Raw genomic sequence first — 22879 nt, forward strand, 5'->3', positions numbered from 1 at the left:
CAGCCAGTCGCATTATCAATCGTGGTTTACCTTGTTCAGTCATGTCCTCGGAGCGTTTGCAGCGAGCGGCATAAATCCAGTATTTATGCCGCTGCTTGCCGGATTGGTAAACTCTTCATGAGCTTTTTGTCGTTAAATTTGAAACGTATCGGCTCATTCGATACCGATGTTTTGGGTGCTCGCTGGTTATCAGAATGTTTTAACAAAGGAGGCCGACAATGAAAAATTCAGTGCAAGCCGTGGTTTGGGTTCTGGTCGGGATGGTTCTGATGGGGGCCATCGTCTGGTTTACCATGCCTTCGTTGATGTTGCTGAAGTAAAGGAGCGCTTATGACTACGAAAAGACTGTAGCCATGCTTGAGATATGCCGTTAAGGAAAAACCTGGCTGGAAAGTGTTGACCGTCAATGATTACCGGAGTGCCACTGCGGAATTTGCCTCTATCGACAGGGTTGGCAGTATAGTGGTCTGCAATCCGCGTTTAGCTTCAAAGATACTTGCTGGGGATAAGAGCTGGGGCGTGGTGGCTATGATGCCTCTTGAGATCGGTGTTTACGAAGACAGCAAAGGGCAGGTGTATGTGTCACAAATGAACCTGTCGCTCATGGGGATGATGTTCGGCGGCACTATCGCTGAGGTTATGGGCAAAGCCGGAAAGGATGTCAGCGAGGCGGTTCAGCCCGTTGTGGTCAAATAGAAGAGCGTTTCGGCTATGTTTTATATCTATGGCACAGCAATCATCTCCATGCCTCCCCCAGCATCTCGGCTTGTGCAAGGACAAGCTGGATTGCTTCCTCCTGCTTTGTTGGCGGGTATTTGTATTTGCGGCGAATGCGTTTAACGAGAAGGCGCAGGCGGGCCCGGACGCTTTCGCGTTTTGACCAGTCCACCGTGAGGCTTTTTCACAGGTTTTCGGCGAGTTCGTGGGCGATGGTTTTTAGGAGCTTGTCGCCCATCTGGAGAACGGCCTTTTCGTTGTTGGCAAGCGCGTCGTAGAAGGCGAGTTCGTCGGGGTTGAGGCCGAGGTTTTCGCCTTGCTTGACGGCTTCCTGGAATTTCTTTGCCATAGCCACCAGCTCTTCGATGACCTGCGCGGTTTCGATGGCGCGGTTCTGGTAGCGTTTGACGACGCCATCGAGCAGGTCGGAGAATTTCTTCTGCTGAACGATGTTGGAGGAGAACCGGGAGCGCACTTCACCGTCAAGCAGGCGCTGGAGCAGTTCAACGGCAAGGTTGCGTTCGGGTAGGCTGCGCACCTCTTCGAGGAACGAGTCGTCGAGAATGCCAATGTTCGGTTTGTTCAGCCCGACCGATTCGAAAATATCTACCACATCTTCGGAGACGAGCGCGGAGCCGATAATCTGGCGGATGGCCAGCTCTTTCTCTTTTGCCGTTCGCCTCTTTTCGGTTGCTTCCCGCTTGGTAAGGATCACCTTTACCGCCTGAAAGAAGGCAACCGCTTCCCGGACGGCTTTGGCTTCGTCAAGCGTGCAAGAGAGGCTGAAGGCTCTCGACATGGCGAGCGCCGTGTCGCTGAACCGTTTCTTGCCGTCGTCGAGCCCGAGGATGTGGTTCGCCGCCTGGGCCACGAGGCGGTGTTCGCCGGTGAGAAAGCCGCTGTAATCGAAGCCGTGCATCATGCCGCGCAGGATGTCGAGCTGTTCGAGCATGAGCGCGAGCGCTTCCCGCGAATCGATGGTCGGTTTTCCTTTGCCCTTGCTCGATGTATAATTCCTGATCGCTTTTTTCAGATCGTTGGCGATGCCGATGTAATCGACCACAAGGCCACCCTGTTTGTCCCGAAAGACGCGGTTGACGCGGGCGATGGCCTGCATGAGGTTGTGGCCCTTCATCGGCTTGTCAACATGCATGGTGTGCACGCTGGGCGCGTCGAAGCCGGTGAGCCACATGTCGCGGACAATGACGAGCCGGAGCGGGTCTTCAGGGCCTTTAAAGCGCTTTTCGAGGCGCTTTTTGGTTTGGGCGGAGTAGAGGTGCGGGTGAAGCAGCGGCTTGTCGCTGGAGTTCGAGACCTTTCAGCCGCGCGCGGTTTTCGAGGGGGATCGCGTCGTTGACCTCACGCAGCAGGAGCAGAACCGGGCGCGGCAGCTTATCGAGGAGTTCATGATTGCCACCAACACCTGCACCGCGGATTTTCTGGCTGAAAAGGGCGTAGCCTCGATTCGCCGTGTCGTCAAGTCGCCCGAACGGTGGCGGCGCATTGTCAATGTGGCGAGCGAATACGGTTACGATTTGCCCGGCGAGCCTGACGGAAAGGCGCTTGAAAGCTTCCCTGCATTGAGGCACAAGGAAGACCCGCTCCATTTTCCCGATCTCTCGCTGACCATCATCAAGCTCATGGGGGCAGGGGAGTACGTCGTGGAGTTCCCGGGGCAGGAGCCGATTGGCCATTTCGGCCTCGCTGAGTGCGACTATACCCACTCGACGGCCCCGAACCGGTGCTATCCCGACCTGATCACCCTGCGAATGAGCAAGGCATTTCTGACGAACAGCCCGCCGCCCTACGGGGCATCGACGGGCTGAAATACCTCGCCGTGCACTGCACGCGCCAGGAGGATGCAGACCGCAAGGTGGAGCGGCGTGTACGCAAATCCGAAGCCGCGTTACTGATGCAAACGATGATCGGTCGCCATTTTGACGCCATCGTTTCTGGCCATTCGGAAAAGGGTTCGTGAGTGCGGATATTCACGCCGCCGGCCGAGGGAAGGCTGGTCAGAAAAGCCGGGAAAATCAAAGTCGGCCAGAAGATCAAGGTCAAGCTCGTGCTGTCGGATGTCGATCGCGGCTACATCGATTTCGAAAGGGTGTGAAATCCTGTGCGTGTTGCTTCTGATAGCGAGCCTATCTCTTGTCTGTGCTGGTTGTGCGCAAAGAACTTTACAAAGTAGAGTATTCGCTTAATTGTTAAAAGGGCATGAATCAGCATGCTGCTGCGGGTCTATGCTGAAGCCATTCCGGGGAAAAAGGGTGCATTGAGGTCAGGGGAGCGCAACCGTGTCAGATCAGAGGCGGTTTGCCGGCAAACCGGCTGTTCTTGCGGAGGTAAAAAGCTTCAAAAACAAAGCGTTACGGAAAGACAGAGGATCATCGGCATTGCACCGCTGAATGCGCCATGATTCTATCCTTCAAGTCTTCCTGAAGATTGGATCGAAGAAAATGCGGTCAGTGTCAGGTAGTTGCGTTGTCGGTTCCGGCAAAGGGTTTTGCCGGACGTTCGTATTTGAAGATGCAGACCGGCCCGCCGAGTGCCTGGCGGCAGAGGATTTCGCCCTTCATTTCAGGGAAGGCAAGGCGGGTGGCTGCCATATCCAGTTCGCAGATCACATGGCAGGGAATGTCGTAGCCGTACTCCTTGCACACCTCCAGCCACGGGCAGATGCGCTGGACTTCCAGCACGGCGTCGATGCCTTTGTTGGAAATGTCCACCACATCCATCTCCATGCCGATTGCGTTAAACTGGGGGATGGCCTGGCGGAACGCTTCGGCAAGGGTGGGCAGCGCCAGCAGTGGGCCCATGCGCTGCTTCTGGATCTCCGGGAACCCTTCGAGCATGATTTCCCAAGCCTTCGCCTCGCCGTGTTGTTCGCTGAGCTCTCTGAATCGCGAGAATTTCTTTCGCGCTGATTCGATCAGTTCCGTGTGTGCGTTCTGCATGGTGTCGTCTCCCGATGAAGTGTTATCGGCATTTTTCAGGAAGGAAATCCATTACAAAAAGATACGCGTCGATCTCCGGATGTTCAAAGAGTCCATGCGCTGCCGTTGTGTGTTGAGAATAGAGGGAAGCTGCCGGGAAATCGTTATACTGTCGCTACAATTTTTTTTGCCTGAATTTTAGAACGAGTACCCACATGAGCGATCTGCCGAACTGCCCGAAATGCAATTCCGAATACACCTATGAAAACGGGACGCTTTTCGTGTGCCCCGAGTGCGCCCACGAATGGAGCCGCTCCGAAGCAGCCGAAGCCGAAACGGCGCGCGTCTGGAAAGATGCGAACGGCAATATTCTGCAGGATGGCGACACCGTGACGGTGATCAAGGATCTCAAGGTTCGCGGCGCTTCGTCGGTGCTCAAGGGGGGAACGAAGGTGAAGAATATCCGTCTCGTCGAGGGCGATCACGACATCGACTGCAAGATCGATGGCTTCGGCGCAATGCAACTCAAATCGGAATTTGTCCGGAAGGGGTGAACCATGCAGACAGTTGATTCAAAAGAGCTGCTCCGCGAGCTGTTCGAGGAGTACACGGAGTGGTATTTCAGCGTCGCCGAAGAGGACGGGGTGTTGCCGCGCTCGATTTCGGGGATTTCTGCCGATGGCAAACAGTTCATCTACCTCATCGACGGATTGACGCTGCCGCCGCTGGTGCGCAACAAATATCTGCGCTTCATTCTCGACGATAACCACTCGGTAGTCTATGCCTACGGCGGACTGGCGCTGCGGGGCGACAGTGATCTGGGTGAAATCGAAGAGGTTCTCGATGTGGTGGCCGCCGATGTGGAGTATTACATCATGGGGCACTGGAAAGTGATTCGCGGTGAGAACGGAAAGGTGAGCGGCCTGAAGGCGATGGGCATCAGCGAGGGCAACGACCTGGAGAAACACTCATCTACATGGTTTCTTGCCGGAGCCATCCGCTTTACCGACACCGAAAAGCTCAAATACGGCGGTATCTGGGAGGAGGCCAAAGCCGAAGTGCTTTTCCACGACCGGAACAGCGCAGGCTGAAACGTCCTGTCGCGTCGCTGACCGTTTACGCCGGGCGGCTCAATGCCCGTCCGCAGATTTTGCAGAACGGGCGTCGGCGTCGTGCTCGATGCTCTGGCAGCACGAGCCGGATGGCTTGCGCTCTGACTCTATCTTTTCGCGCATGGGGCGGCCATTTCAGCGCTGACGATGCCCGTCGGTACGGCGATGATGCTGACCGTGACGAGCACAAAGAACAGGAAGGAGACGATCTTGCGGCCCGAAGCGATGATCGACGCGTTGACGAATTCGGCCTCCTTAACGAACTTGACCAGTTTCAGAAGCCGGAATATCCGCAACACCCGGAAAAAGCGGATGACCAGCAGGTATTGGGTTCCCGGAACAAAGATGCTGAAACAGGTTGGCAGAATGGCCAGGAGATCGATAACTTCGTAAAAGCTGACCGCGTAACGCCCCCGCGATTCCGTTGCGTAGAGCCTGATGAAGTTTTCTATGGTAAAGAGGATGGCGAAGAACCATTCAAGTCCGTAGAGCAGCAAGTCTCAGGCGTCGTGAATCGACCTGACCGTGTCGAGCATCACCACGGTGACGCTCATGATAATCGCTGCGATTAGCACGAGGTCGAAGGCTTTGGCCGGGGTTTCGTGTTTCGGAAAAAACGGGTTGTTTCCGGAAGGCCGAAGTGGTGGTCAGTGAAAAAATATACGACTACCTTTTCCGGATATGAAACAGGAGTTTTGATGCGGTGAAAAGAGGCAAACGGGAGGACGTGTTTGTATGGCGGCCGGTTACCCGGTCGTCAATTCACCAATAGCCATTGCTGTGGCAGGAGATGAATGGCACGGAAGTGTTATTTTTGTTGTATATTAAGCCCGTTAATTACCCCAATCATAAAAACGGGAGACCCCTTTATGTCACTGTTCAGAAAATCTTTCACCATTCTCGCATTTGCGCTGACAGCTATCTTTTCGTTTGGCGCTACCCTCAACCCGCTCTCTGCTGAATCGCAGCCTTCGGCAGTGCAGCCCGCCAGCAAAGGCTTGTTCGTGGTTGTCACCTCCGATGACCCCATGACCCAGATGATGGCCATGGTGCTTTCGGCTCAGACCCTCAATCAGGGACGTTCCGTCCGTGTGCTGATCTGCGGAAAGGCTGGCGAGCTTGTACTGAAAGGCAGCAAGGAAAAGCTCTTCAAACCGGTCAACAAGTCGCCACAGATGATGCTCAAGGAGCTGATGGCAAAAGGCGTCAAGGTCGAGGTTTGTCCGCTTTACCTGCCGAATACCGGCAAGCAGCCATCTGCTCTCATTGACGGGGTTACGGTTGCCCAGCCGCCAGCCGTTGCCGCTGCAATGGCTGAAGATGGCATCAAGCTGTTTACGTTCTGACAGTTACAGCCATCCCCGTCTTTCAGGGCGCCGCCGTCGCTTACCGGAATGCCGGATCGATGGCAGTGCTTTATCGTTTTTGGTAAGTCGCCCGGTTGGAGCTGTGCAGGGGCGGCAGGCTTGCTGCTTGCAGATATTTGTGGCCCGGAATGCTGCAAAGATGCGCCCAGGTAATTATATTGGCTTAATACTTATATAAAAGATTCTGTTACTGAACCAACGGAGTTGCCATGTTGAAAGAAGCTGCTGCTGTTACGGGAGGTGCGCTCCTTCTGCCTCCACTGGGCGTATCGATGGTTGCCTGCGGCGTACCGGGTCTTCTGATCGCGGGTGCCGGTTTCTTTGTTTTTGACGCCATGATGAAAGAAAAACGGGCATCGGCGCCGCAGCCCTCTTCTGATCCTGCAAATGAGGGTGAGGAGAACTGGCAAACTATTCTGCCTGAGGATCAGGAGCGTTACCGGTAAAAATATCAAGTTATTGCCGAGCTGCCTTTGATAGCGGCGGTTTTGGCGTGTGTCGGCCTTTCCGGATGGTGACGGTAAGGTTGCGATTGATCTCTTCTGATGTTCCTGACGCCGGGTGACGCGAACTGAAATCGCGATGGCCCCTCACCGGCAAGGAACTTCCTTAATCCTCGATTAAGGTATTTTCATTTTTGAAATTGATACAATTCCGCTGGCTTCCTCTCAAAAAGCTTTTGGGATTTCTGGTGACGGTCGGCTTCATCGCCCCCCGCAATTAGGCGACCAATATCGAAGGGGACGCGCGGATCGCGACGTCGTTACGCTCCTCGCGATAACCAATGTCTGCATGGGATGGCTGGCAAAGTGTTCAGGCAAGGGCATGAAATCCTGTGCCTCGTTACAGCACAAGGTGGTGCTGTTTCTGGAAGAGGAGTTGTTTTGTCAGGTAGAAGTGGTCGTACATGAACGAGACGATCTTCTCTTTCTGAGGCTTGGTGTCACATCGTGGACGCCGGGATAGAGCAGGATCATCCAGACCACCTTCATCAGCTTTTCGAAGTCGTCAACCAAAAAGCGAATCTTGCTGCTTTTCAGGATAACCTGCCTCTTCCAGAATTCGGGATCGTGTTCGATCTGGCGTTTCAGTGCGGGCAGGTTTTGGTCGTTGGTGATGCCAAAATATCCGCCGGCGAAGTGGTTGTAGAGCTATGAGGTGTTCAGCGGTTCGCTGCTCGACCCGATGGAGAGTGCCCGAAGCTTCCGGTTGAGCAGCAGGGCCGCCGACAGCGTCCGAATGACTCCCGCGAGATGCTCCTCGATGTCGGTTTTGTCGTTGTTGTACCGACTCCAGATATCGTCTTCATCCATCATCAGCGAATGGGCGCTTCTTATTCCCGCTTCGATCATGGATACTCTGGAGGTGAGCTGGTTCTGCTGAGAGGAGGGTACGGATGGCAATGGAATGACTCCCGTGGCTTGATTGGCGGAGGCAGAATTTCTGATCACGATTGACGCTGGGCTCTGGTGGTTCCGCAGAGCGTCAACCATAATTATTTGTTAAATATAGCGAATGATCCGGTATCTCTTGATGAAAGGGCTTTCATCAGTATTACGTCAAAGCTTTTTTACCTTGAATGAATTCCTTTTGATTGCCCCCTTCCTTATTCAGCATTGCGGCAGCCGCTTATTTTTGCCCTGATTTTTTGTCTTTGATGCATTTATGTGAGTGTAAAAAAAAGCGGTCTCGTCTTGCATAAGTACTCGGCTTTTCTTATATAACCACATAATCATATAACGCTTCTTGCTTTTTAATGCTTTGTCATTCATCTGCTAAATAGTTTTCGATTCGTTCTGGCGGGTAATGCTTTTTCTCGATTTCTGCATTCAACGGTAAATATTTATTCGAACTTATGGGAAATACGATTTCTCGCCGGAGTTTCAGCAAGTTGCTGCTTTCCGGACTTGCCGGTTCCTCTGTGTTCCTCTCTGCGGGACCGCTCATGGCCTCCACATCGAAGGCCCGGGTCATCGTTATCGGCGGTGGATTTGGCGGCGCGACGGTCGCTCGTTATCTGAAGAAACTCGATCCGGCGATTTCGGTGACGCTTGTCGAGCCAAAGACGGTATTTCATACCTGTCCGATGAGCAACGCGGTTATCGGCGGGATTCGGAAGATGCCGGATATTGCTCATAATTATAATGCGTTACGGAATCGTTTCGGCGTCGAGGTGATTCACGATACGGCTACGCTCATCGATCCGGTGAAGAAAACCGTGAAGCTCAAAGGCGGGCGGTCGCTGCAATACGATCGTCTCGTGGTGTCACCCGGCGTCGATTTCATCTGGGACGCCATCGAGGGCTACAGCCAGAAGGCCGCCGAATCAGTCATGCCCCATGCCTATGAGGCCGGTTCCCAGACGCTGCTGTTGCGCAGGCAGTTGCTTGCCATGAAAGATGGCGAAAACGTCATCATCTGCGCTCCGAAAAATCCTTTCCGCTGTCCCGCAGCGCCATACGAACGGGCAAGCCTGATCGCCTGGTATCTGAAAAAGAACAAGCCGAAGTCGAAGGTGATCATTCTCGATGGCAAGGATGTCTTTACCAAGCAGGATCTGTTCATGCTTGGCTGGGATCGCCTCTATCCCGGCAAGGTCGAGTGGCGCTCTTCCTCTGTCGGTGGAAATGTCGAGCGGCTCGATCCGGCGACGATGACCGTTTCGACCGAATTCGGCGACGAGAAGGGCGGGGTGATCAACGTCATTCCGCCGCAGAGAGCCGGTCGCATCGCCATCGATGCCGGGCTTGCCGACGCTTCCGGCTGGTGCCCGGTCAATCCCGCCAACTTTGAATCGCTTCTGCATCCCGGCATTCACGTCATTGGTGACTCGGCTCTGGTTGGAACCATGCCCAAATCGGGGACGGCGGCAAATACCCAGGCCAAGGCGCTGGCCGCGTCGCTGGTCGCTTCCTTTGGCGGCGTTGCTGCCGGTTCGCACGACCTGGCCAGTCTTTGCTACAGCATGATCGCTCCCGGTTATGCGATCTCGGTGGCCGGGGCCTATGTTCAAAGCCCCGAAGGGATCAAGGACAATCCCGAGGCTATCCATCTCACCTCGATGGAGGCGACCACCGATCAACTTGCTGGCGAGGCCGTGCAGGCAGATAACTGGTATCGCAACATTTCACAGGATACCTGGGACTGAGCATGGCTGCTTGCCGGTATTCGCGGATTTTCGTTCAGGACAGAAGTTTTCAATTCACTAAACAAGAAAGGCATATGAAGTCTTCAGGCATTATCGCGGCAGCGGCGATCCTCGTGCTGCCGTCATTGGGTGTTGCAGCCGATCAGCCTGCGCAGTCTACTGTCGAGAGGGGTAAAGCACTTGCACTGGATTCGAACAAGGGCAATTGTATCGCCTGCCACATGATGGGGGGCGATGGGGAGTTTCCGGGCAATTTTGGCCCGCCGCTCAGCCAGATGAAAGAGCGTTATCCCGATAGGGCTGTTCTGCGCAAGCAGGTCTGGGATGCGTCGGCCGTCAACCCGAAGAGCATCATGCCTCCCTTCGGCAAAAACGGTATCCTGAACGATTCCGAAATCGACGGCATTGTCGATTATCTCTACACGCTCTGAGAGCAACTTTTTTCAATCAATGCCCCGTGCTCGGGGTCAAACCACTAACACTCTTTTATAGAGGAGGCTCATATGGGTATTTCCCGCAGAGATTTTTGCAGAACGATAGCCGGGTCGGCAGCATCTGTTGCCGTTCTCGCCGTCATGCCGGGCAGGCTTCTGGCCAGCTGGAGCGAGAAGGCGTTTTCCGCCAACAAGCTCGATGACGCCATCGCGGCCAAGTTCGGCTCGCTGCCGATCCAGGATTCGACGGCAATCCAGATCAAAGCTCCCGAGATCGCCGAGAATGGCGCGTTCGTGCCGGTTTCCGTATCGACAACCATTCCGGGCGTCACCAACATCAGCATTTTGACTCCGGCCAACTTCAGCCCGATGATCGCTTCGTTCGATGTGCTGCCGCGCATGATTCCCGATGTTTCGCTTCGCATGAGAATGGCTAAAACTTCCAATCTGGTTGTGATCGTCCAGGCTGGCGGCAAGCTCTACCGCGCGACCCGCGAGGTCAAGGTGACCATCGGCGGCTGTGGCGGATAATCGATAACCATTCAAAACCATTTCAGGAGTGAAACCATGAAAATCAAAGCAGTAGCTCAGAATAACGTCGTCGCGGTCAAGATGCTCATGCCGCATCCCATGGAGACCGGTCGCCGTAAAGATCAGAACGGCGTTCTCGTGCCGGAACACTACATCACCGAGGTGACGGCCACCTGCGGCGCGGACACCGTTTTCCATGCTGAACTCGGTCCTGGAGTCTCGAAAGATCCCTATCTGTCATTCCAGTTTACCGGGGCAAAGGTTGGCGAGAAGCTCAAAGTCTCCTGGGTTGACAACAAAGGCGGCACCGAAACGGCAGAGGAAGCCATTACGGCGATGTAATTCCCAACCACAGGAGAAAATCCATGAAAAAAACATTGCAGAAGCGGCTTTTCACTGGAGCCCTTGTTCTGATGACGGCCGTGATGGGCGGCCAGCCTGCCCATGCCGCCGTCAATAAATACCAGGCGATGGTCAACGCGGATGTGAAAAAATTCCAGGCCTATTTCCACAAAGAGTTTCCTGACGTGAAGCTGGATGATTTCGCCAATGGCGTCTATGCGCTCGATGAGGATGCCCGCAAGCAGTGGAAGGAGATGGAGGAGTTTCCGCCGTACGAACTCGATGTCGAGGCGGGCAAGGCGATCTTCAACCAGCCTTTCGCCAATGGCAAGTCGCTGGCGAGCTGCTTTCCGAACGGGGGAGCCGTGCGTGGCAAATATCCCTACTTTGACGAGAAGCGCAAGCAGGTGGTGACGCTCGAAATGGCGATCAACGATTGCCGCGTCGCTAACGGCGAGAAGCCGTATCCCGGCTTCAAGGGCGATCTGGCGAAGGTTTCCGCCTACATGGCCTACATTAGCAGGGGCCAGAAGATCGACGTGAAGGTAAATAGCGCCGCCGCCTACAATGCGTACCTGAAGGGCAAGGCGTTTTTTTACGGCAAGCGTGGCCAGCTCAACATGTCCTGCTCAGGTTGTCACATGGAGTACGCCGGACGTCATCTGAGAGCTGAAATCACCAGCCCGGCGCTCGGCCACACCACGCACTTTCCGGTGTTCCGCTCGAAATGGGGCGAGATCGGCACGCTGCACAAACGCTATGCAGGGTGCAACGAAAACATCGGCGCCAAACCATTCGCGGAGCAGAGCGAAGAGTATCGCAATCTGGAGTTCTTCCAGACGATCATGTCGAATGGTCTGAAGTTCAACGGTCCGGCATCAAGAAAATAAGAAGGAGAACCAATGAAAAAAGTGTTATTGCTCTTGAGCATGGCGGTCTCGATGCCTTCAGCCGCGCTTTTGGCCGAACCGGCGGCAGCGTCGCCGAGCCTCCTCGAACAGGCCGAGGCGGCAAGGAAAGAGGCTGACGCGCTTGGATTCGAGTGGCGCGATACGGCCAAGCTGATCAAGCAGGCCAAAGAGGCGCTCGACAAAGGCCAGAAGGAGGAGTCCGACAAGCTCGCTTCGTTGGCGCTTCTCCAGGGCAAAGCTGCCGTCGCACAGGCCAAATCCTCGGAGAAGAACTGGAAGATGATGATTCCGAAATGATTCCCCGCCCGTGGTGGCGCGGCCCTCTCGGCTCGCGCCACCACCCTTTCCACCACAGTGATTTTTTACGGCAACACAAACTGTTCCTGATCTATGAATCTATCCCGTCGCGAGTTTCTCCGTATTCTCGGCTTCGCCAGCGCCGCAGGGCTGTTGCCAGGCATGGCTTCGGCGACTACCGGCTCACCGGATATATATAATATTGACCACTCTGGTGACATCCGCCTGATGCACATCACCGACACGCACGCCCAGCTCATGCCGATCTACTACCGCGAGCCGAGCATGAACCTCGGCCTCGGCCAGGCGTTCGGACGGCCGCCGCATCTGGTGACGGAGTCGCTGCTGAAGTATTATGATATTGCCCCCGGCACGCCGCTCGCTCACGCCTACACCGCGATCAACTACGCCGAGTCGGCGCAGCGTTTCGGAAAGGTCGGTGGTTTCGCGCATCTGAAGACGCTCGTGGACAGGATGCGTTCGGAGTTCGGCGCATCGAAAACGCTTCTGCTCGACGGCGGCGACACCTGGCAGGGTTCGGGTACGGCTTTCTGGAATCGTGGCATGGACATGGTCGAGGCGTGCAACCTGCTTGGCGTGGACGTCATGACCGGCCACTGGGAGTTCACCTACCTCGAAGAGGAGGTGCTCAAGAATCTCGCGGCCTTCAAGGGCGATTTCGTGGCGCAGAACATCAAGGTCAAGGAGGAGGCTTTGTTCAGCGGAGCGAAGGCGTTCGACGAGAATAGCGGCCACGCCTTCCGTCCTTACGTCGTCAAGACCCTGGGAAATCACCGCGTCGCCATCATCGGCCAGGCGTTCCCTTACACCCCGATCGCCAATCCGGCGCGATTCATTCCGAATTGGACCTTCGGCATCAACGCCGCCGACATGCAGCAGCTTGTCGATTCCGTTCGTGCCAAAGAGAAGCCCGATGCGGTCGTGCTGATTTCGCACAACGGCATGGATGTCGATATCAAGATGGGGCAGGTGGTGAGCGGCATCGACGTAATTTTCGGCGGCCATACTCATGACGGTGTGCCGCAGCCTTTCGTCGTCAAGAACGCCAAGGGGCGCACGCTCGTGACCAACGCCGGATCGAACGGCAAGTTCCTCGGCGTGATCGACCTCAAGCTTGGCAACGGCGGCGTCAAAGGGTACAGCTACAAGCTGCTTCCGGTCTTCTCGAACGAACTCTCGGCTCACAAGGAGATGCAGGCGTTCATCGACAAAACGCGCGCGCCTTATCTCCAGAAGCTTCAGGAGCCTCTTGCCACCGCCGGAACGCTGCTCTATCGCCGTGGCAACTTCGACGGCCCATTCGACCAGCTCATCTGCGACGCGCTCCGCAAGCGTAACGACGCGCAGATTTCGCTTTCGCCCGGCTTCCGCTGGGGCACCACCATCCTGCCTGGCCAGACCATCACGATGGAGCATGTGCTCGACCAGACCTGCATGACCTATCCCGAAACCTACGTGCGCGACATGACCGGTCAGCAGATCAAGGAGATTCTCGAAGATGTGGCCGACAACCTCTTCAATCTTGATCCCTTCTACCAGCAGGGAGGCGACATGGTGCGCACCGGTGGCATGAGCTACCGGATCGACCCGACCGCCACGATGGGCAAGCGTATCGACAACATGCGCCTCGAAAACGGCGAGCTGATTGAAGCCTCGAAAAACTACCGCGTCGCCGGCTGGGCGACCGTGGGCGCAAAGTCACCGGGCGAGCCGGTCTGGGACACTGTGGCTGCTTACTTGAAAGACAAAAAGGTGGTCGAAGTGAAAAAGCTCAACACGCCCGAGCTGAAAGGCATCGGCAGCAATCCGGGAATCGATCTCTTCTGAGGCGAATATCGTCAGCGGACAGACAGAATGAGGGGATTGTTCTTGCAAAGCGCTGTTAACGTTTTTTCTCTTTTTTCGAACACGTTCAATCAATTAACAGGTCATGAAATCCATAAAAACATTTTTCGCCACCGCTTTCGTGGCGCTTTCGATGCTTGGCGCGGCTCCGGCTGCCAATGCATTTGCGGCGGTGCCTCCCGCAAGTTCCGCCGTCGCAGGCAAGAGCGCTCCGGTGTTCAGTCTCAAAATGCTTGACGGCAAGGAGCTGAAGAGTTCGCAGCTTGCTGGCAGGCCATACATCGTCAACTTTTTTGCCTCGTGGTGCCCGCCCTGCCGTGAGGAGCTGCCGGGCATGGTGGCGTTGCAGAAAAAGTACGAGAAGCAGGGCTTTACCTTTGTTGGCATCGCTTTCCGGGATCGCCCGGCGACCTTGCCTGATTTTCTCTGGGAGATGGGCGTCGAGTATCCGGTCGGCCTGACCACGTCCGAACTCGAAGCGGCGTTCGGCAAGTTCATGCCTGACGGAAAAATCCGGGCTATTCCGACGACCTTCGTCATCGGTCGGGACGGCAAAATACTCAATGTCATCAGTGGAGGCCTTACCAAAGAGGATTTCGAGTCGCTCATCCTCAAAGCTATCGGCAGCAGACCTTCAAAATAATTTTTGAGACGGCTCTTTGCTCATTTGTTCCACCGAAAACCGCCCCAATGCTTTTTTACTCTCTGGACCGGTGCCCTGCTGGCCGGTTCAGAGAATCTTGCCTCAACTGAATTTCTGCGTTTCATCACCAGCTATCATAGTGCCTCGTTCCGGACTGGCTGAAAAGTTTATGAATTGTTTCTGATTTGCTTTTCCGGTTTGTTTTTAATATACTCCTTTGTTCGAAAAGTGATACAGTTATATAATTGATTCATTTTGCCGCCTGTGATGACGGGTATCTGTAAAAGATGCCGTTGTTCGTTGTGTCTCACCGGGATTGCAAATGAGCTTGAAAGCAGGCATTTGTGTTGGCCAGCACTCTCCTTCCGGAACCGAGTTGATCATTCTGGTGGGAGTTTTGCGCAGATTATGTTTAACGATTGTTATAGAGCGACCCGTTGAAATGACGCATCGTTATGATGTTTTGGGCCGCGTCTCTGTTGCTTTTTCCATTTCAACTCAAAACAACAGCGCTGGAGGCTGTGAGTATGTCTAAAAAAATCGTCGTATTGGGAGCGGGTACCGCCGGAACGATTGTCTCGAACAATCTGAGGCGTCACCTCCCGGCAGACTGGGAAATCACGGTTATTGATCGTGATGACGATCACATTTATCAGCCGGGTCTCCTGTTCGTGCCGTTCGGAGTTCAGAAATCGAGCACTCTGGTCAAATCGAGGAAGAAGTACATTACTGCGGGTATCAATTTCGTCATGGATGAAATCACCCATATCGATCCGGAAAAGAAAGAGGTCAAGACCAAAAACCACACTTTTACCTACGACTTCCTCGTTATCAGCACTGGTTGCCGTATCGCTCCGGAGGAGAACGATGGTTTGATGGAAGCCTGGGGCAAGAACGCGTTCACGTTCTACTACAAGGAGGCGGCTGATCAGCTCAGGCTGCGCCTGAAAGAGTTCGATGGCGGAAAGCTGGTCATGAACATCGCCGAGCTGCCGTTCAAATGCCCGGTGGCGCCGATCGAGTTTGTCTTTATGGCGGACTGGTTCCTGAAAAAGAAGGGGGTCAGGAACAAATCGGAAATCGAGCTGGTCACGCCGCTGCCAATGGCCTTCACCAAGCCCAAGGCTGCTGCGGTTTTCACCGAGTCGGCAAGGGAAAAGAACATCAAGATCACTACGAGCTTTGAGCTCAACCGTGTCGATGGCAAGGAGAAATTCATCGAGTCGGTGCAGGGCGACAAGGTCAAGTATGATACGCTGGTTATTGTGCCGACCACCATCGGCGATCCGGTCATCAGCAACTCCGGCATGGACGACGGTATCGGTTACGTGCCGACGCACCACAACACCCTCAAGGCACTCAAGCACGATGGCGTTTATGTGATCGGCGACGCCACCAACGTACCGACTTCAAAGGCTGGTTCGGTTGCGCACTACGAGGCGGACGTCGTGGTTTTCAACATCATGGCCGAAATCTACGGCGCCAAGCCGGAGGAGATCTTCGACGGTCACTCGACCTGTTTTATCGTCTACTCCAAAGGCACTTCATCGCTCATCGACTTCAACTACAAGATCGAGCCGTTGCCGGGCAAGTTCCCGATGCCAAAGCTCGGGCCATTCTCGCTGTTGAAGGAGACCAAGATGAACTGGTATGGCAAGCTCGCCTTCGAGCCGCTCTACTGGAACGTCCTGCTCGATGGCAAACACCTCGGTATGCCTCCTACCCTTGTTATGGCCGGTAAAGAGGTCGGATAAGGTTTTTGCCGCAGCGGGATTTTCCAGCCGGGAGTTTGTTAAAAAGCAGACTCCCGGCTGTTTTTTTGTTGCCTGGTTCGTCTCGACGATGCATGCAAACCTCAGACGGCATCGATCTCGCCCATAATCCGCTCTGTCTCTGTGAGCGCGACGATGATTCGCTGGTAGTGTTTTACGTCGTCGTAGTTGAGCGTTCGGCCTTTGCGATCCTTGAGCCATTTTTGCGCGGGTTGATAGCCGCCGATGTAGAATTCCCAAGCGGATTGGGGGACGCCGTCGAAGTATTGCGTTGCGTTGATGAAGGCTTTGCCGTCCTGATAGTGAACCTTGTCAACAAGATTGTTTCCGGCGATGGGATAGGTGGTGCCGGGGCGGTCGAGCAGCGGGCTTTCGAGCAGATGGAGTTGCCGCAACTGGCCTCCGAGTTCGACGAGCTTCCAGAACTTTTGCTGGTCGGCGGGATAGGGAATGCGCGGGAAGTCGATCTTCAGAAACTCCTGAAATTGCTGGCGATACGAAGGGGAGTGCAGCACGGCGTAAATGTAGTCGAGCAAATCAATCGGCGCGAACGTACCGGGTGTATCTTCTTTTTCCGGCGTGAAATTCAGGCCAAGCCCGTTGGCGATTTGATCGACAATAGTCAGGTTCAGATTCGGCGTTCGATGACTTGTGCCATCGATGGATATTTGTCGATCTTCTTGTGGATAAAGATATAAAGGACAAACAACAGGAATGCCTTTGTTGCTATAATGGATACGATTATCAACCAGGCAGTCAGTTATTTGCACATGTGACCAGTTATTGATAATTGCTTGTCGAGGGATAACCAAGGCGAAATTTTTGACTCGCAATAAATTCCGCATCACTTCAAGTCTCGATCTTTCGATAAACTGCGGATCATAATAGATAAACTTCTTGTCAAATGGTCGATATTCAATAGAATTGACAAATTCTTCAAAAAAGCTTTTTGCAAGCTTTTTTGTGTTATCAATCTTCCATGAAGAGCCATCTTTCAATCGATACTTCTCAAATAAATCTTTTTTGTCGAGCAAAAAGAAATTACAAATTCGAGCGACTAATTGATCTCGATCATTATCCATGACAAATTCATCTCGCGCGGTAACAATGCCGACAGAGTTGACAGGAAATAGTTCATTGACTGGAAATCCTTTATTGTAAACCTTTTGAGCCTCAAAATCTTTTCGCACAAAAAAGTATTGCGGCGCATCAAGGTCGAGTTTTGCAAAAGGAAGTGATGCGATTGAGTTCTTCCAAAGAAAATCATATTTCACTTCTCTCTGCCCAAAAAGATCGTAATGTAAAACCTCAGCCTGCTCGTCTTTTTTCTTCTTTCCCGTCTTTACGAAAAGATTGATGCTCACGCCCTGCTGAATATCGAAAACATTTTTGTCGGGCGAGCCATCCGGACAGGCCTCTTTTTTCTTTGCATTGCCGTGCAGATCGATCACATAAATCTTGTCGAACGCTTTCAACAATTGCCAGCGCATTCCCCGAAACGTCGGATTGTCGAGAAAACTGTGATTATTGATAAAGGCCAACACGCCATCACCGTTTTTTTCGACGAAATGTTGACCGTAGCGGATGAACTTCACGTAATCATCGTTCAGCCATTTCGGATTTTTCTCCTTCAGCCTGCCGTCGCCCGGCTCCTGTTTGTAATCATTCAGCAGACCTTCGATCCACTCGCCCTTGTTCGCCGAATGACCGCTGTACGGCGGATTGCCGAGCACCACCATCACCGGCGTATCGCGCTTGATGTAATTCGCCTCGCTCGCCTCCTGCGACAGCCAGCTCGCGAACAGCGTTCCCGTTTCGGGATGATGCTCTTCCAGCGAATTGGTCAAGTAAACCCGCAACCGCTGATCACGCAACGGTTTGTAACCGGTTTCCGAGAGCAGCATGTCGAGCTTCAGGTGCGCCATCGCATATGACGCCATCAGAATCTCGAAACCGTTCAGGCGTGGAATCAGGTGGTTTTCGACATAATCACTCCAGATTCCCTCCTGCCCCTCGAACCCCTTGTGAATATGCTTGACGATTTCGGCCAGAAACGTTCCGGTGCCCGCCGCCGGATCGAGGATTTGCACCTTGTGAACCTCCACCTTTTCCTTGACATAACCATCCTTGAAACGCTTGTCGTGCGTGGGCTTCGGGATTTCGACCGTGGTTTTGCTCGTGTCCGCCAAACCGTTTCGCAACCCGAACTCCATTTTCAGAATCTCATCGACCGCCCGCACAATGAAGTTTACCGCCGGCTCCGGCGTGTACCAGACGCCACGACTTTTGCGCAAAGCGGGGTCGTACTCGGCAAGAAAAGTTTCGTAAAAATGGATGACCGGGTCGTGCTGCTGCGTCGCCTTGCCGAAATCCCTGAGCAGCGCCTTGACGTCGGTCGCCTTGAAGAGATCGGCCAGCGAATCCACGACCCACGCGATCCGGTCGTCGAGGTCATAGCCCGCGATGCCCTGGAAGAGCTTGCGGAGAAAGGGATTTGACTTCGGAATCAGCTCGGCGGCCTCCCTGCGGTTGAAATTTTCGATTGTCGGATCGTGCAACCGCGCCGCGAACATGCCGTAGGCAATCGTTTGGGCGTAGATGTCCGCGAACTGGCGCGGCGTAATGTCGTGGATGAGTACCTGCCGGAAGGCGCTCAACTGGTCGCGCAGCGTCGTGTTGGCTTCGGCCACGCGGTCGCTCGTTTCACGCGCGTCGGAGTCGAGCGCGATGTCGATGATCGAGGCCAGCAGCCGGGCTTTGGCCGCCATCATTTTCGAGAGCTTCGAGGCCGACCGGATCGTTTGCCCCTCGTACCGCCCAAACTCCCGGATCAGCTCCGCGAAACCATCGATATTCTCGGAACGCGCGACAATCCTGCCGTCGCGAATCTCCGCCAGCACGAGCGTCGCCGCGTGTTCGCCGTCGCGGAACAGGCGGAATTCGAGGTAATCGGTGATAATCAGGTTCCGGAGCGAAGTGCGGTACCGCTCGAATTGCTCGCGAAACTGCCGCCCATCGAGCGGCTTGCCAATATCCTTCGCCTCGATGTAACCGGCGGGAACGCCCGTGCGGGTCAGGATGAAATCCGGAGCGCCGCATTCGATCCGCTGCGGCTCGTTGGTTACCTCGACGCCCGGCAACAGCTCCGCCAGCAACCCCTGAAGCAGCGGGCGATAGCTGTGCTCGGTGGAAATTCCGGTCTTGAACTGCCGGTTGATGGCCTCGACGTACTCCTGAATCATCATATCGAAAACGCGGAAAGTGAGCAGGGAAGGGTTTGAAAGACTACGGGAAAGATACGGATTGTTCGCGAGAAAGAGAGGAGAAGACAGCAGCGAAAAACAGCCGGTTCGCGGCTGGACGATTTGCGCGTTTTGGATGGCTGTTGTACATTAGCGCCGCTATTTTCAATCAGTTATGCCGTAGTGCCATCATGAGGAAGTTTGTCTCAGCCACGCTGTTTTTCTCCGCCATCCTGTCGTTTTCACCCGCTCACGCCTCCGCAGCTCCCATCAAATCCACCGGCACGATCGATCTCTATTTCTCGCCCCGTGGCGGCGCGACGGCGGCTGTCGTGCGCGAGATCGACGGGGCGCGGCGTGAAATTCTCATCCAGGCCTACTCGTTCACTTCGAAGCCCATCGCGCAGGCCATCGTGAAGGCGAGCAAGCGGGGCGTGAAGGTGGTGGCGGTGCTCGACAAGAGCCAGCGCAAGGAGCGATACACCGAAGCGGATTTTCTGGCCCATATGCGCATTCCGACCTTTATTGACGACAAGCACGCCATCGCGCACAACAAGATCATCATCATCGACCGCGCGACCTTGATCACCGGATCCTTCAATTTCACCAAAGCCGGCGAAGAGAAAAACGCCGAGAATCTCATGGTCATCAAGGGGAACAAACCGCTGGTGAACCGGTATGTCCAGAATTTCGAACTGCACCGGGCGCACTCTGTCAGGTATGGCGGGAAGTGACGGGGCCGTGGTCGGCAAACGGCTCGCGTCCTGAATCCAAAGCACGGGAAAAACGCTCCGGGCAATTCGGGACCGTCGTGGTTTTGCTTATCCCACACGGAAACCACTTATTCAATGGCTATATCGGCAGCGGCGCGTCATCGGGATTCGGAGCTGGCGCATCATCCGGGTTGCCGGGCGGTGGCGCGTCGTCGGGATTGACGGGGGCGGGGTAGTCGTCTGGCACTGGCGGGGGTGCATCCAGAGAAGATATAAATCGCATAGCGGAGGGCTCCGTTGGAACATCTGCCCAGCCGATCATGAAAAACGGAAGGATCAGCAGGACGCGGAGACTTCTGGTTGCCATACCTGAAAATGTTCGGGTTGACGAAACGCTCGGGAATATATGTGTATCGAAGGTAGGGAAACTTTGAAATAAATAGAAAAACTGACTGAGGATTTTGTGATGCGGAGGGTGATGAGTGCCGCAGTTCGCTTATTCTTCGGGCGACGGGAAGCCGGAAACTGCGTCGAACAGCTCGTCTCCCCGCATCGCCACTCGCGCGCCTTAGCTTCGCTTTCCGAAAAATCTTCTTTTGCGCCCGGGGCGTTTCGTGCCCGTTTCGGCGGGGTTGTGGGGTTGTGGCTGCTTCGGTTTTGGCTCGTTATGACCGGCGTTGCCTTTTTTCGACGCGGCGGGTTTTGGCGGTTCCACGTCAAAGTTCGTCATCGGGAACGGGTGCTCTTCGATGACCGGGATTTTTCGGGCGATCAGTTTTTCGATGTCGCGCAGGTACGCTTTCTCTTCGGCGTTGCAGAAGGAGTATGCGGCTCCACGGTTTCCGGCCCGTCCAGTTCGGCCAATGCGGTGCACGTAGGTTTCCGGGATGTTGGGCAGATCGATGTTGATCACATATTCGAGTTCATCGATGTCGATTCCCCGCGCGGCGATGTCGGTGGCGACCAGCACTCTCGTTTGCCTCGTCTTGAAGTTGCCGAGTGCACGCTGGCGGGCGTTTTGCGATTTGTTGCCGTGAATCGCCTCGGCGGTGATGTTGTGGTGCGCCAGAAAACGGGCCACCTTGTCCGCGCCGTGCTTGGTTCGCGTGAAGACCAGCGCGCTTGCGATGTTTCGCTCTTTGAGCAGGTGGGCGAGCAGGCTGTTCTTGTTTTCGCGATCAACGAACAGAATCTGCTGGTTGATGATCTCGACGGTCGATGAAACCGGCGTGACCATGACCTCTTTCGGGTTGTGCAGAATCGCAGCGGAGAGCTTGATGATTTCGGGCGGCATGGTGGCCGAAAAGAAGAGTGACTGCCGCTTTTTCGGTAGAACCGCCAGTACTCGCCTGATGTCGTGAATGAAGCCCATGTCGAGCATCCGATCAGCTTCGTCGAGCACGAAATATTCGATGTCGCGCAGGTGCAGGTGACCCTGGCCGATCAGGTCGAGCAGACGGCCCGGCGTAGCGACCAGAATATCGACGCCCTGCACGAGCCGCGCGGTCTGCGGGTTCTGGTTGACGCCACCGAAGATCACCGTGTTGATCAGGCCGGTATGGCGGCCATAGGCGGTGAAGCTTTCGCCGATCTGGATTGCCAGCTCCCTGGTCGGGGTGAGCACGAGGCAGCGGATTTTACGCTTTTCGCCGTGCATCCGGCTCTGGTGCAGCAGTTGCAGCACGGGCAGCGCGAAGGCGGCGGTTTTGCCGGTGCCGGTCTGGGCGCAGGCAAGCAGGTCGTTGCCGTCAAGAATGACCGGGATGGCTTCTTTCTGTATCGGGGTTGGAGATGTGTAACCCTCCTGGTCGAGGGCTTTGCGCAGATGATCGATGATTCCGAGAGCGGAAAAAGGCATGGTATGCAATAAGGTTGATCGAAATTCGGGACACGCAATGTAGCATGTTTCCCTCGAAACCCCGCCGGTTATCTTTATAAAATGGCGCATGAAATGCGAATACCGTGAAGGTGGACGCTGGTGATGAGTGCCTGGTTGATAGGGCGAAGAGGGTGCCGAGAATTTGGGGCTATTGCAAGGGATTTTCTTATCTTGGCTATCTGTTGGCGCCGTCGGTCGGAAATGATTCTGGCTGTGATGTGTCTGGCGCCGTAAAGCGGAACATTTCGTGACGATAAAACTACTGAGGAATGAAACAATCCTGGCTTTGGGTATTGCTGCCGTTGGGCATCGTGCTGACGGTTCTGGCTCTCTTTTTTGCACTGTTTTTCGGAAATCTCATCAATGGCGGATTGCAGTTCGCCCCGGTTGCCCTTTTTACCCTGTCACTTTCGGCAGGCTCATATGCTCTCGTCAGGGGATTCCGTCTGGGCTGGAACCCTTCAACCATCATAAGCGCAGTGATTGCGCTGTTTGCATTTCTTGCCTCCATCGTCGCCCTGGCTCTGGAGCTTCAGGGTATGAGAACAGGAGGGGTCATTACCAGCATCTTTACCGTAACGGCTCTGGCCGTCCTCTTCGTATCGAACGGCATGGATGAAATCTCGATTGGCAAAAGAAAAAAGGCGGAAATCGCTGTCGGCCCTGCTGAATGGGCTGACCGTATCGAAGCTATTGGCCGTCGCTGCACAAAGCCCGATGTGAGAACCAAAGTGCTGCGGCTTGGTGGCGAAACCAGATTCCTGACCCCTGGTACCGGTCAGTCGGATATGATGGTTAACCAGACCATCACGCGAGCTATCGACGAGCTTACCGAAGCGGTCAAACTGGGCAATGAGTCAGCCGCGCTTTCGATGCTGCCAGGCATCAGAAGCCTGTTCGCGCAGAGGGAGAACCAGCTGAAGCCGTAAAGTATATCATTGTGTGGCGAGTGACGGAAACTTCTGCTGT

The 22879-nt window shown here is 54.7% G+C and carries 23 protein-coding genes and 2 pseudogenes; 18 read left to right on the plus strand and 7 right to left on the minus strand.

Annotated elements, in window-relative coordinates:
- The first annotated feature begins 396 nt into the window (after nt 1-396).
- Nucleotides 397-696, plus strand: a complete 300-nt coding sequence (locus NY406_RS04190) for a DUF302 domain-containing protein (RefSeq protein ID WP_260633483.1) — start codon at nt 397-399, stop codon at nt 694-696.
- A 40-nt stretch (nt 697-736) separates the two neighbouring features.
- On the opposite strand, the pseudogene NY406_RS04195 reads toward NY406_RS04190, so the two are convergent.
- Nucleotides 737-2026, minus strand: a pseudogene (locus tag NY406_RS04195) (type I restriction enzyme endonuclease domain-containing protein); the annotation flags it as partial.
- Here NY406_RS04195 and NY406_RS11295 point away from each other — a divergent pair.
- Nucleotides 2016-2830 (plus strand): annotated as a pseudogene (locus NY406_RS11295) (RNB domain-containing ribonuclease); the annotation flags it as partial. The pseudogenes NY406_RS04195 and NY406_RS11295 overlap by 11 nt on opposite strands.
- A 358-nt stretch (nt 2831-3188) precedes the next feature.
- On the opposite strand, the gene NY406_RS04215 reads toward NY406_RS11295, so the two are convergent.
- On the minus strand, nt 3189-3674 hold the full coding sequence (locus NY406_RS04215; RefSeq protein ID WP_260633487.1) for an L-2-amino-thiazoline-4-carboxylic acid hydrolase: 486 nt from the start codon (nt 3672-3674) through the stop codon (nt 3189-3191).
- A 194-nt stretch (nt 3675-3868) separates the two neighbouring features.
- Here NY406_RS04215 and NY406_RS04220 point away from each other — a divergent pair, with 194 nt between their 5' ends.
- Together NY406_RS04220 and NY406_RS04225 are read left to right on the plus strand one after the other, a co-directional pair.
- Entirely contained in the window at nt 3869-4207 is a 339-nt protein-coding gene (locus tag NY406_RS04220) for a zinc ribbon domain-containing protein YjdM (protein ID WP_260633488.1), read from the plus strand.
- 3 nt (nt 4208-4210) lie between these two features.
- On the plus strand, nt 4211-4744 hold the full coding sequence (locus NY406_RS04225) for a hypothetical protein (protein WP_260633489.1): 534 nt from the start codon (nt 4211-4213) through the stop codon (nt 4742-4744).
- A gap of 128 nt (nt 4745-4872) precedes the next feature.
- On the opposite strand, the gene NY406_RS04230 is transcribed toward NY406_RS04225, so the two are convergent.
- On the minus strand, nt 4873-5262 hold the full coding sequence (locus tag NY406_RS04230) for an ion transporter (protein WP_260633490.1): 390 nt from the start codon (nt 5260-5262) through the stop codon (nt 4873-4875).
- A gap of 372 nt (nt 5263-5634) precedes the next feature.
- Between NY406_RS04230 and NY406_RS04235 the strand changes: the two genes are divergently transcribed.
- The 3 genes from NY406_RS04235 (at nt 5635) to NY406_RS04245 (ending at nt 7289) form a co-directional block, all read left to right on the plus strand.
- Nucleotides 5635-6111 carry a DsrE family protein gene (locus NY406_RS04235; protein ID WP_260633491.1) on the plus strand — a complete coding sequence of 159 codons (477 nt, stop codon included), beginning with the start codon at nt 5635-5637 and terminating at the stop codon, nt 6109-6111.
- Between the two features lie 230 nt (nt 6112-6341).
- The gene (locus tag NY406_RS04240; RefSeq protein WP_260633492.1) at nt 6342-6578 is read left to right on the plus strand and encodes a hypothetical protein; all 237 of its coding nucleotides are present in this window, start codon (nt 6342-6344) and stop codon (nt 6576-6578) included.
- A 504-nt stretch (nt 6579-7082) separates the two neighbouring features.
- Nucleotides 7083-7289, plus strand: a complete 207-nt coding sequence (locus tag NY406_RS04245; protein ID WP_260633493.1) for a hypothetical protein — start codon at nt 7083-7085, stop codon at nt 7287-7289.
- Here the strand turns inward: NY406_RS04245 and NY406_RS04250 are convergent.
- Nucleotides 7284-7625 carry a hypothetical protein gene (locus NY406_RS04250; protein WP_260633494.1) on the minus strand — a complete coding sequence of 114 codons (342 nt, stop codon included), beginning with the start codon at nt 7623-7625 and terminating at the stop codon, nt 7284-7286. The genes NY406_RS04245 and NY406_RS04250 overlap by 6 nt on opposite strands.
- A 362-nt stretch (nt 7626-7987) precedes the next feature.
- Here NY406_RS04250 and NY406_RS04255 point away from each other — a divergent pair, with 362 nt between their 5' ends.
- From NY406_RS04255 to NY406_RS04295, 9 genes are all read left to right on the plus strand, one after another.
- The gene (locus NY406_RS04255) at nt 7988-9280 is read left to right on the plus strand and encodes an NAD(P)/FAD-dependent oxidoreductase (protein WP_260633495.1); all 1293 of its coding nucleotides are present in this window, start codon (nt 7988-7990) and stop codon (nt 9278-9280) included.
- Between the two features lie 74 nt (nt 9281-9354).
- A complete protein-coding gene (gene soxX, locus NY406_RS04260; RefSeq protein ID WP_260633496.1) occupies nt 9355-9711 on the plus strand; it encodes a sulfur oxidation c-type cytochrome SoxX in 357 nt (118 codons plus the stop codon).
- A 72-nt stretch (nt 9712-9783) separates the two neighbouring features.
- Nucleotides 9784-10245, plus strand: coding sequence for a thiosulfate oxidation carrier protein SoxY (soxY, locus tag NY406_RS04265; RefSeq protein ID WP_260633497.1), 462 nt, complete (start codon nt 9784-9786; stop codon nt 10243-10245).
- 36 nt (nt 10246-10281) lie between these two features.
- Nucleotides 10282-10587: a thiosulfate oxidation carrier complex protein SoxZ gene (soxZ, locus tag NY406_RS04270; RefSeq protein WP_260633498.1), complete on the plus strand. Its 306-nt coding sequence runs from the start codon at nt 10282-10284 to the stop codon at nt 10585-10587.
- Nucleotides 10588-10610: 23 nt separating this feature from the next.
- Nucleotides 10611-11477 (plus strand): sulfur oxidation c-type cytochrome SoxA, encoded by an 867-nt coding sequence (soxA, locus tag NY406_RS04275; RefSeq protein ID WP_260633499.1) that lies wholly within the window; start codon nt 10611-10613, stop codon nt 11475-11477.
- A gap of 12 nt (nt 11478-11489) precedes the next feature.
- Nucleotides 11490-11795 carry a hypothetical protein gene (locus NY406_RS04280; RefSeq protein ID WP_260633500.1) on the plus strand — a complete coding sequence of 102 codons (306 nt, stop codon included), beginning with the start codon at nt 11490-11492 and terminating at the stop codon, nt 11793-11795.
- Between the two features lie 93 nt (nt 11796-11888).
- On the plus strand, nt 11889-13643 hold the full coding sequence (gene soxB, locus NY406_RS04285) for a thiosulfohydrolase SoxB (protein WP_260633501.1): 1755 nt from the start codon (nt 11889-11891) through the stop codon (nt 13641-13643).
- Nucleotides 13644-13746: 103 nt separating this feature from the next.
- Nucleotides 13747-14304 carry a TlpA family protein disulfide reductase gene (locus NY406_RS04290; protein ID WP_260633502.1) on the plus strand — a complete coding sequence of 186 codons (558 nt, stop codon included), beginning with the start codon at nt 13747-13749 and terminating at the stop codon, nt 14302-14304.
- Between the two features lie 527 nt (nt 14305-14831).
- The gene (locus tag NY406_RS04295) at nt 14832-16058 is read left to right on the plus strand and encodes an NAD(P)/FAD-dependent oxidoreductase (protein WP_260633503.1); all 1227 of its coding nucleotides are present in this window, start codon (nt 14832-14834) and stop codon (nt 16056-16058) included.
- Nucleotides 16059-16159: 101 nt separating this feature from the next.
- Here NY406_RS04295 and NY406_RS04300 read toward each other — a convergent pair whose 3' ends face one another.
- On the minus strand, nt 16160-19321 hold the full coding sequence (locus tag NY406_RS04300) for a type ISP restriction/modification enzyme (protein WP_260633504.1): 3162 nt from the start codon (nt 19319-19321) through the stop codon (nt 16160-16162).
- A 188-nt stretch (nt 19322-19509) separates the two neighbouring features.
- On the opposite strand from NY406_RS04300, the gene NY406_RS04305 reads away from it, so the two are divergent.
- Nucleotides 19510-20052 carry a phospholipase D family protein gene (locus NY406_RS04305; RefSeq protein ID WP_260633505.1) on the plus strand — a complete coding sequence of 181 codons (543 nt, stop codon included), beginning with the start codon at nt 19510-19512 and terminating at the stop codon, nt 20050-20052.
- Between the two features lie 118 nt (nt 20053-20170).
- Here the strand turns inward: NY406_RS04305 and NY406_RS04310 are convergent, their stop codons facing one another.
- Nucleotides 20171-20398, minus strand: a complete 228-nt coding sequence (locus tag NY406_RS04310; RefSeq protein WP_260633506.1) for a hypothetical protein — start codon at nt 20396-20398, stop codon at nt 20171-20173.
- Between the two features lie 201 nt (nt 20399-20599).
- Nucleotides 20600-21889, minus strand: coding sequence for a DEAD/DEAH box helicase (locus NY406_RS04315; RefSeq protein WP_260633507.1), 1290 nt, complete (start codon nt 21887-21889; stop codon nt 20600-20602).
- Between the two features lie 290 nt (nt 21890-22179).
- On the opposite strand from NY406_RS04315, the gene NY406_RS04320 reads away from it, so the two are divergent.
- Nucleotides 22180-22839 (plus strand): hypothetical protein, encoded by a 660-nt coding sequence (locus NY406_RS04320; RefSeq protein ID WP_260633508.1) that lies wholly within the window; start codon nt 22180-22182, stop codon nt 22837-22839.
- Nucleotides 22840-22879: the final 40 nt, after the last annotated feature.

Source organism: Chlorobaculum sp. MV4-Y, from assembly GCF_025244685.1.
Classification (GTDB): domain Bacteria; phylum Bacteroidota; class Chlorobiia; order Chlorobiales; family Chlorobiaceae; genus Chlorobaculum.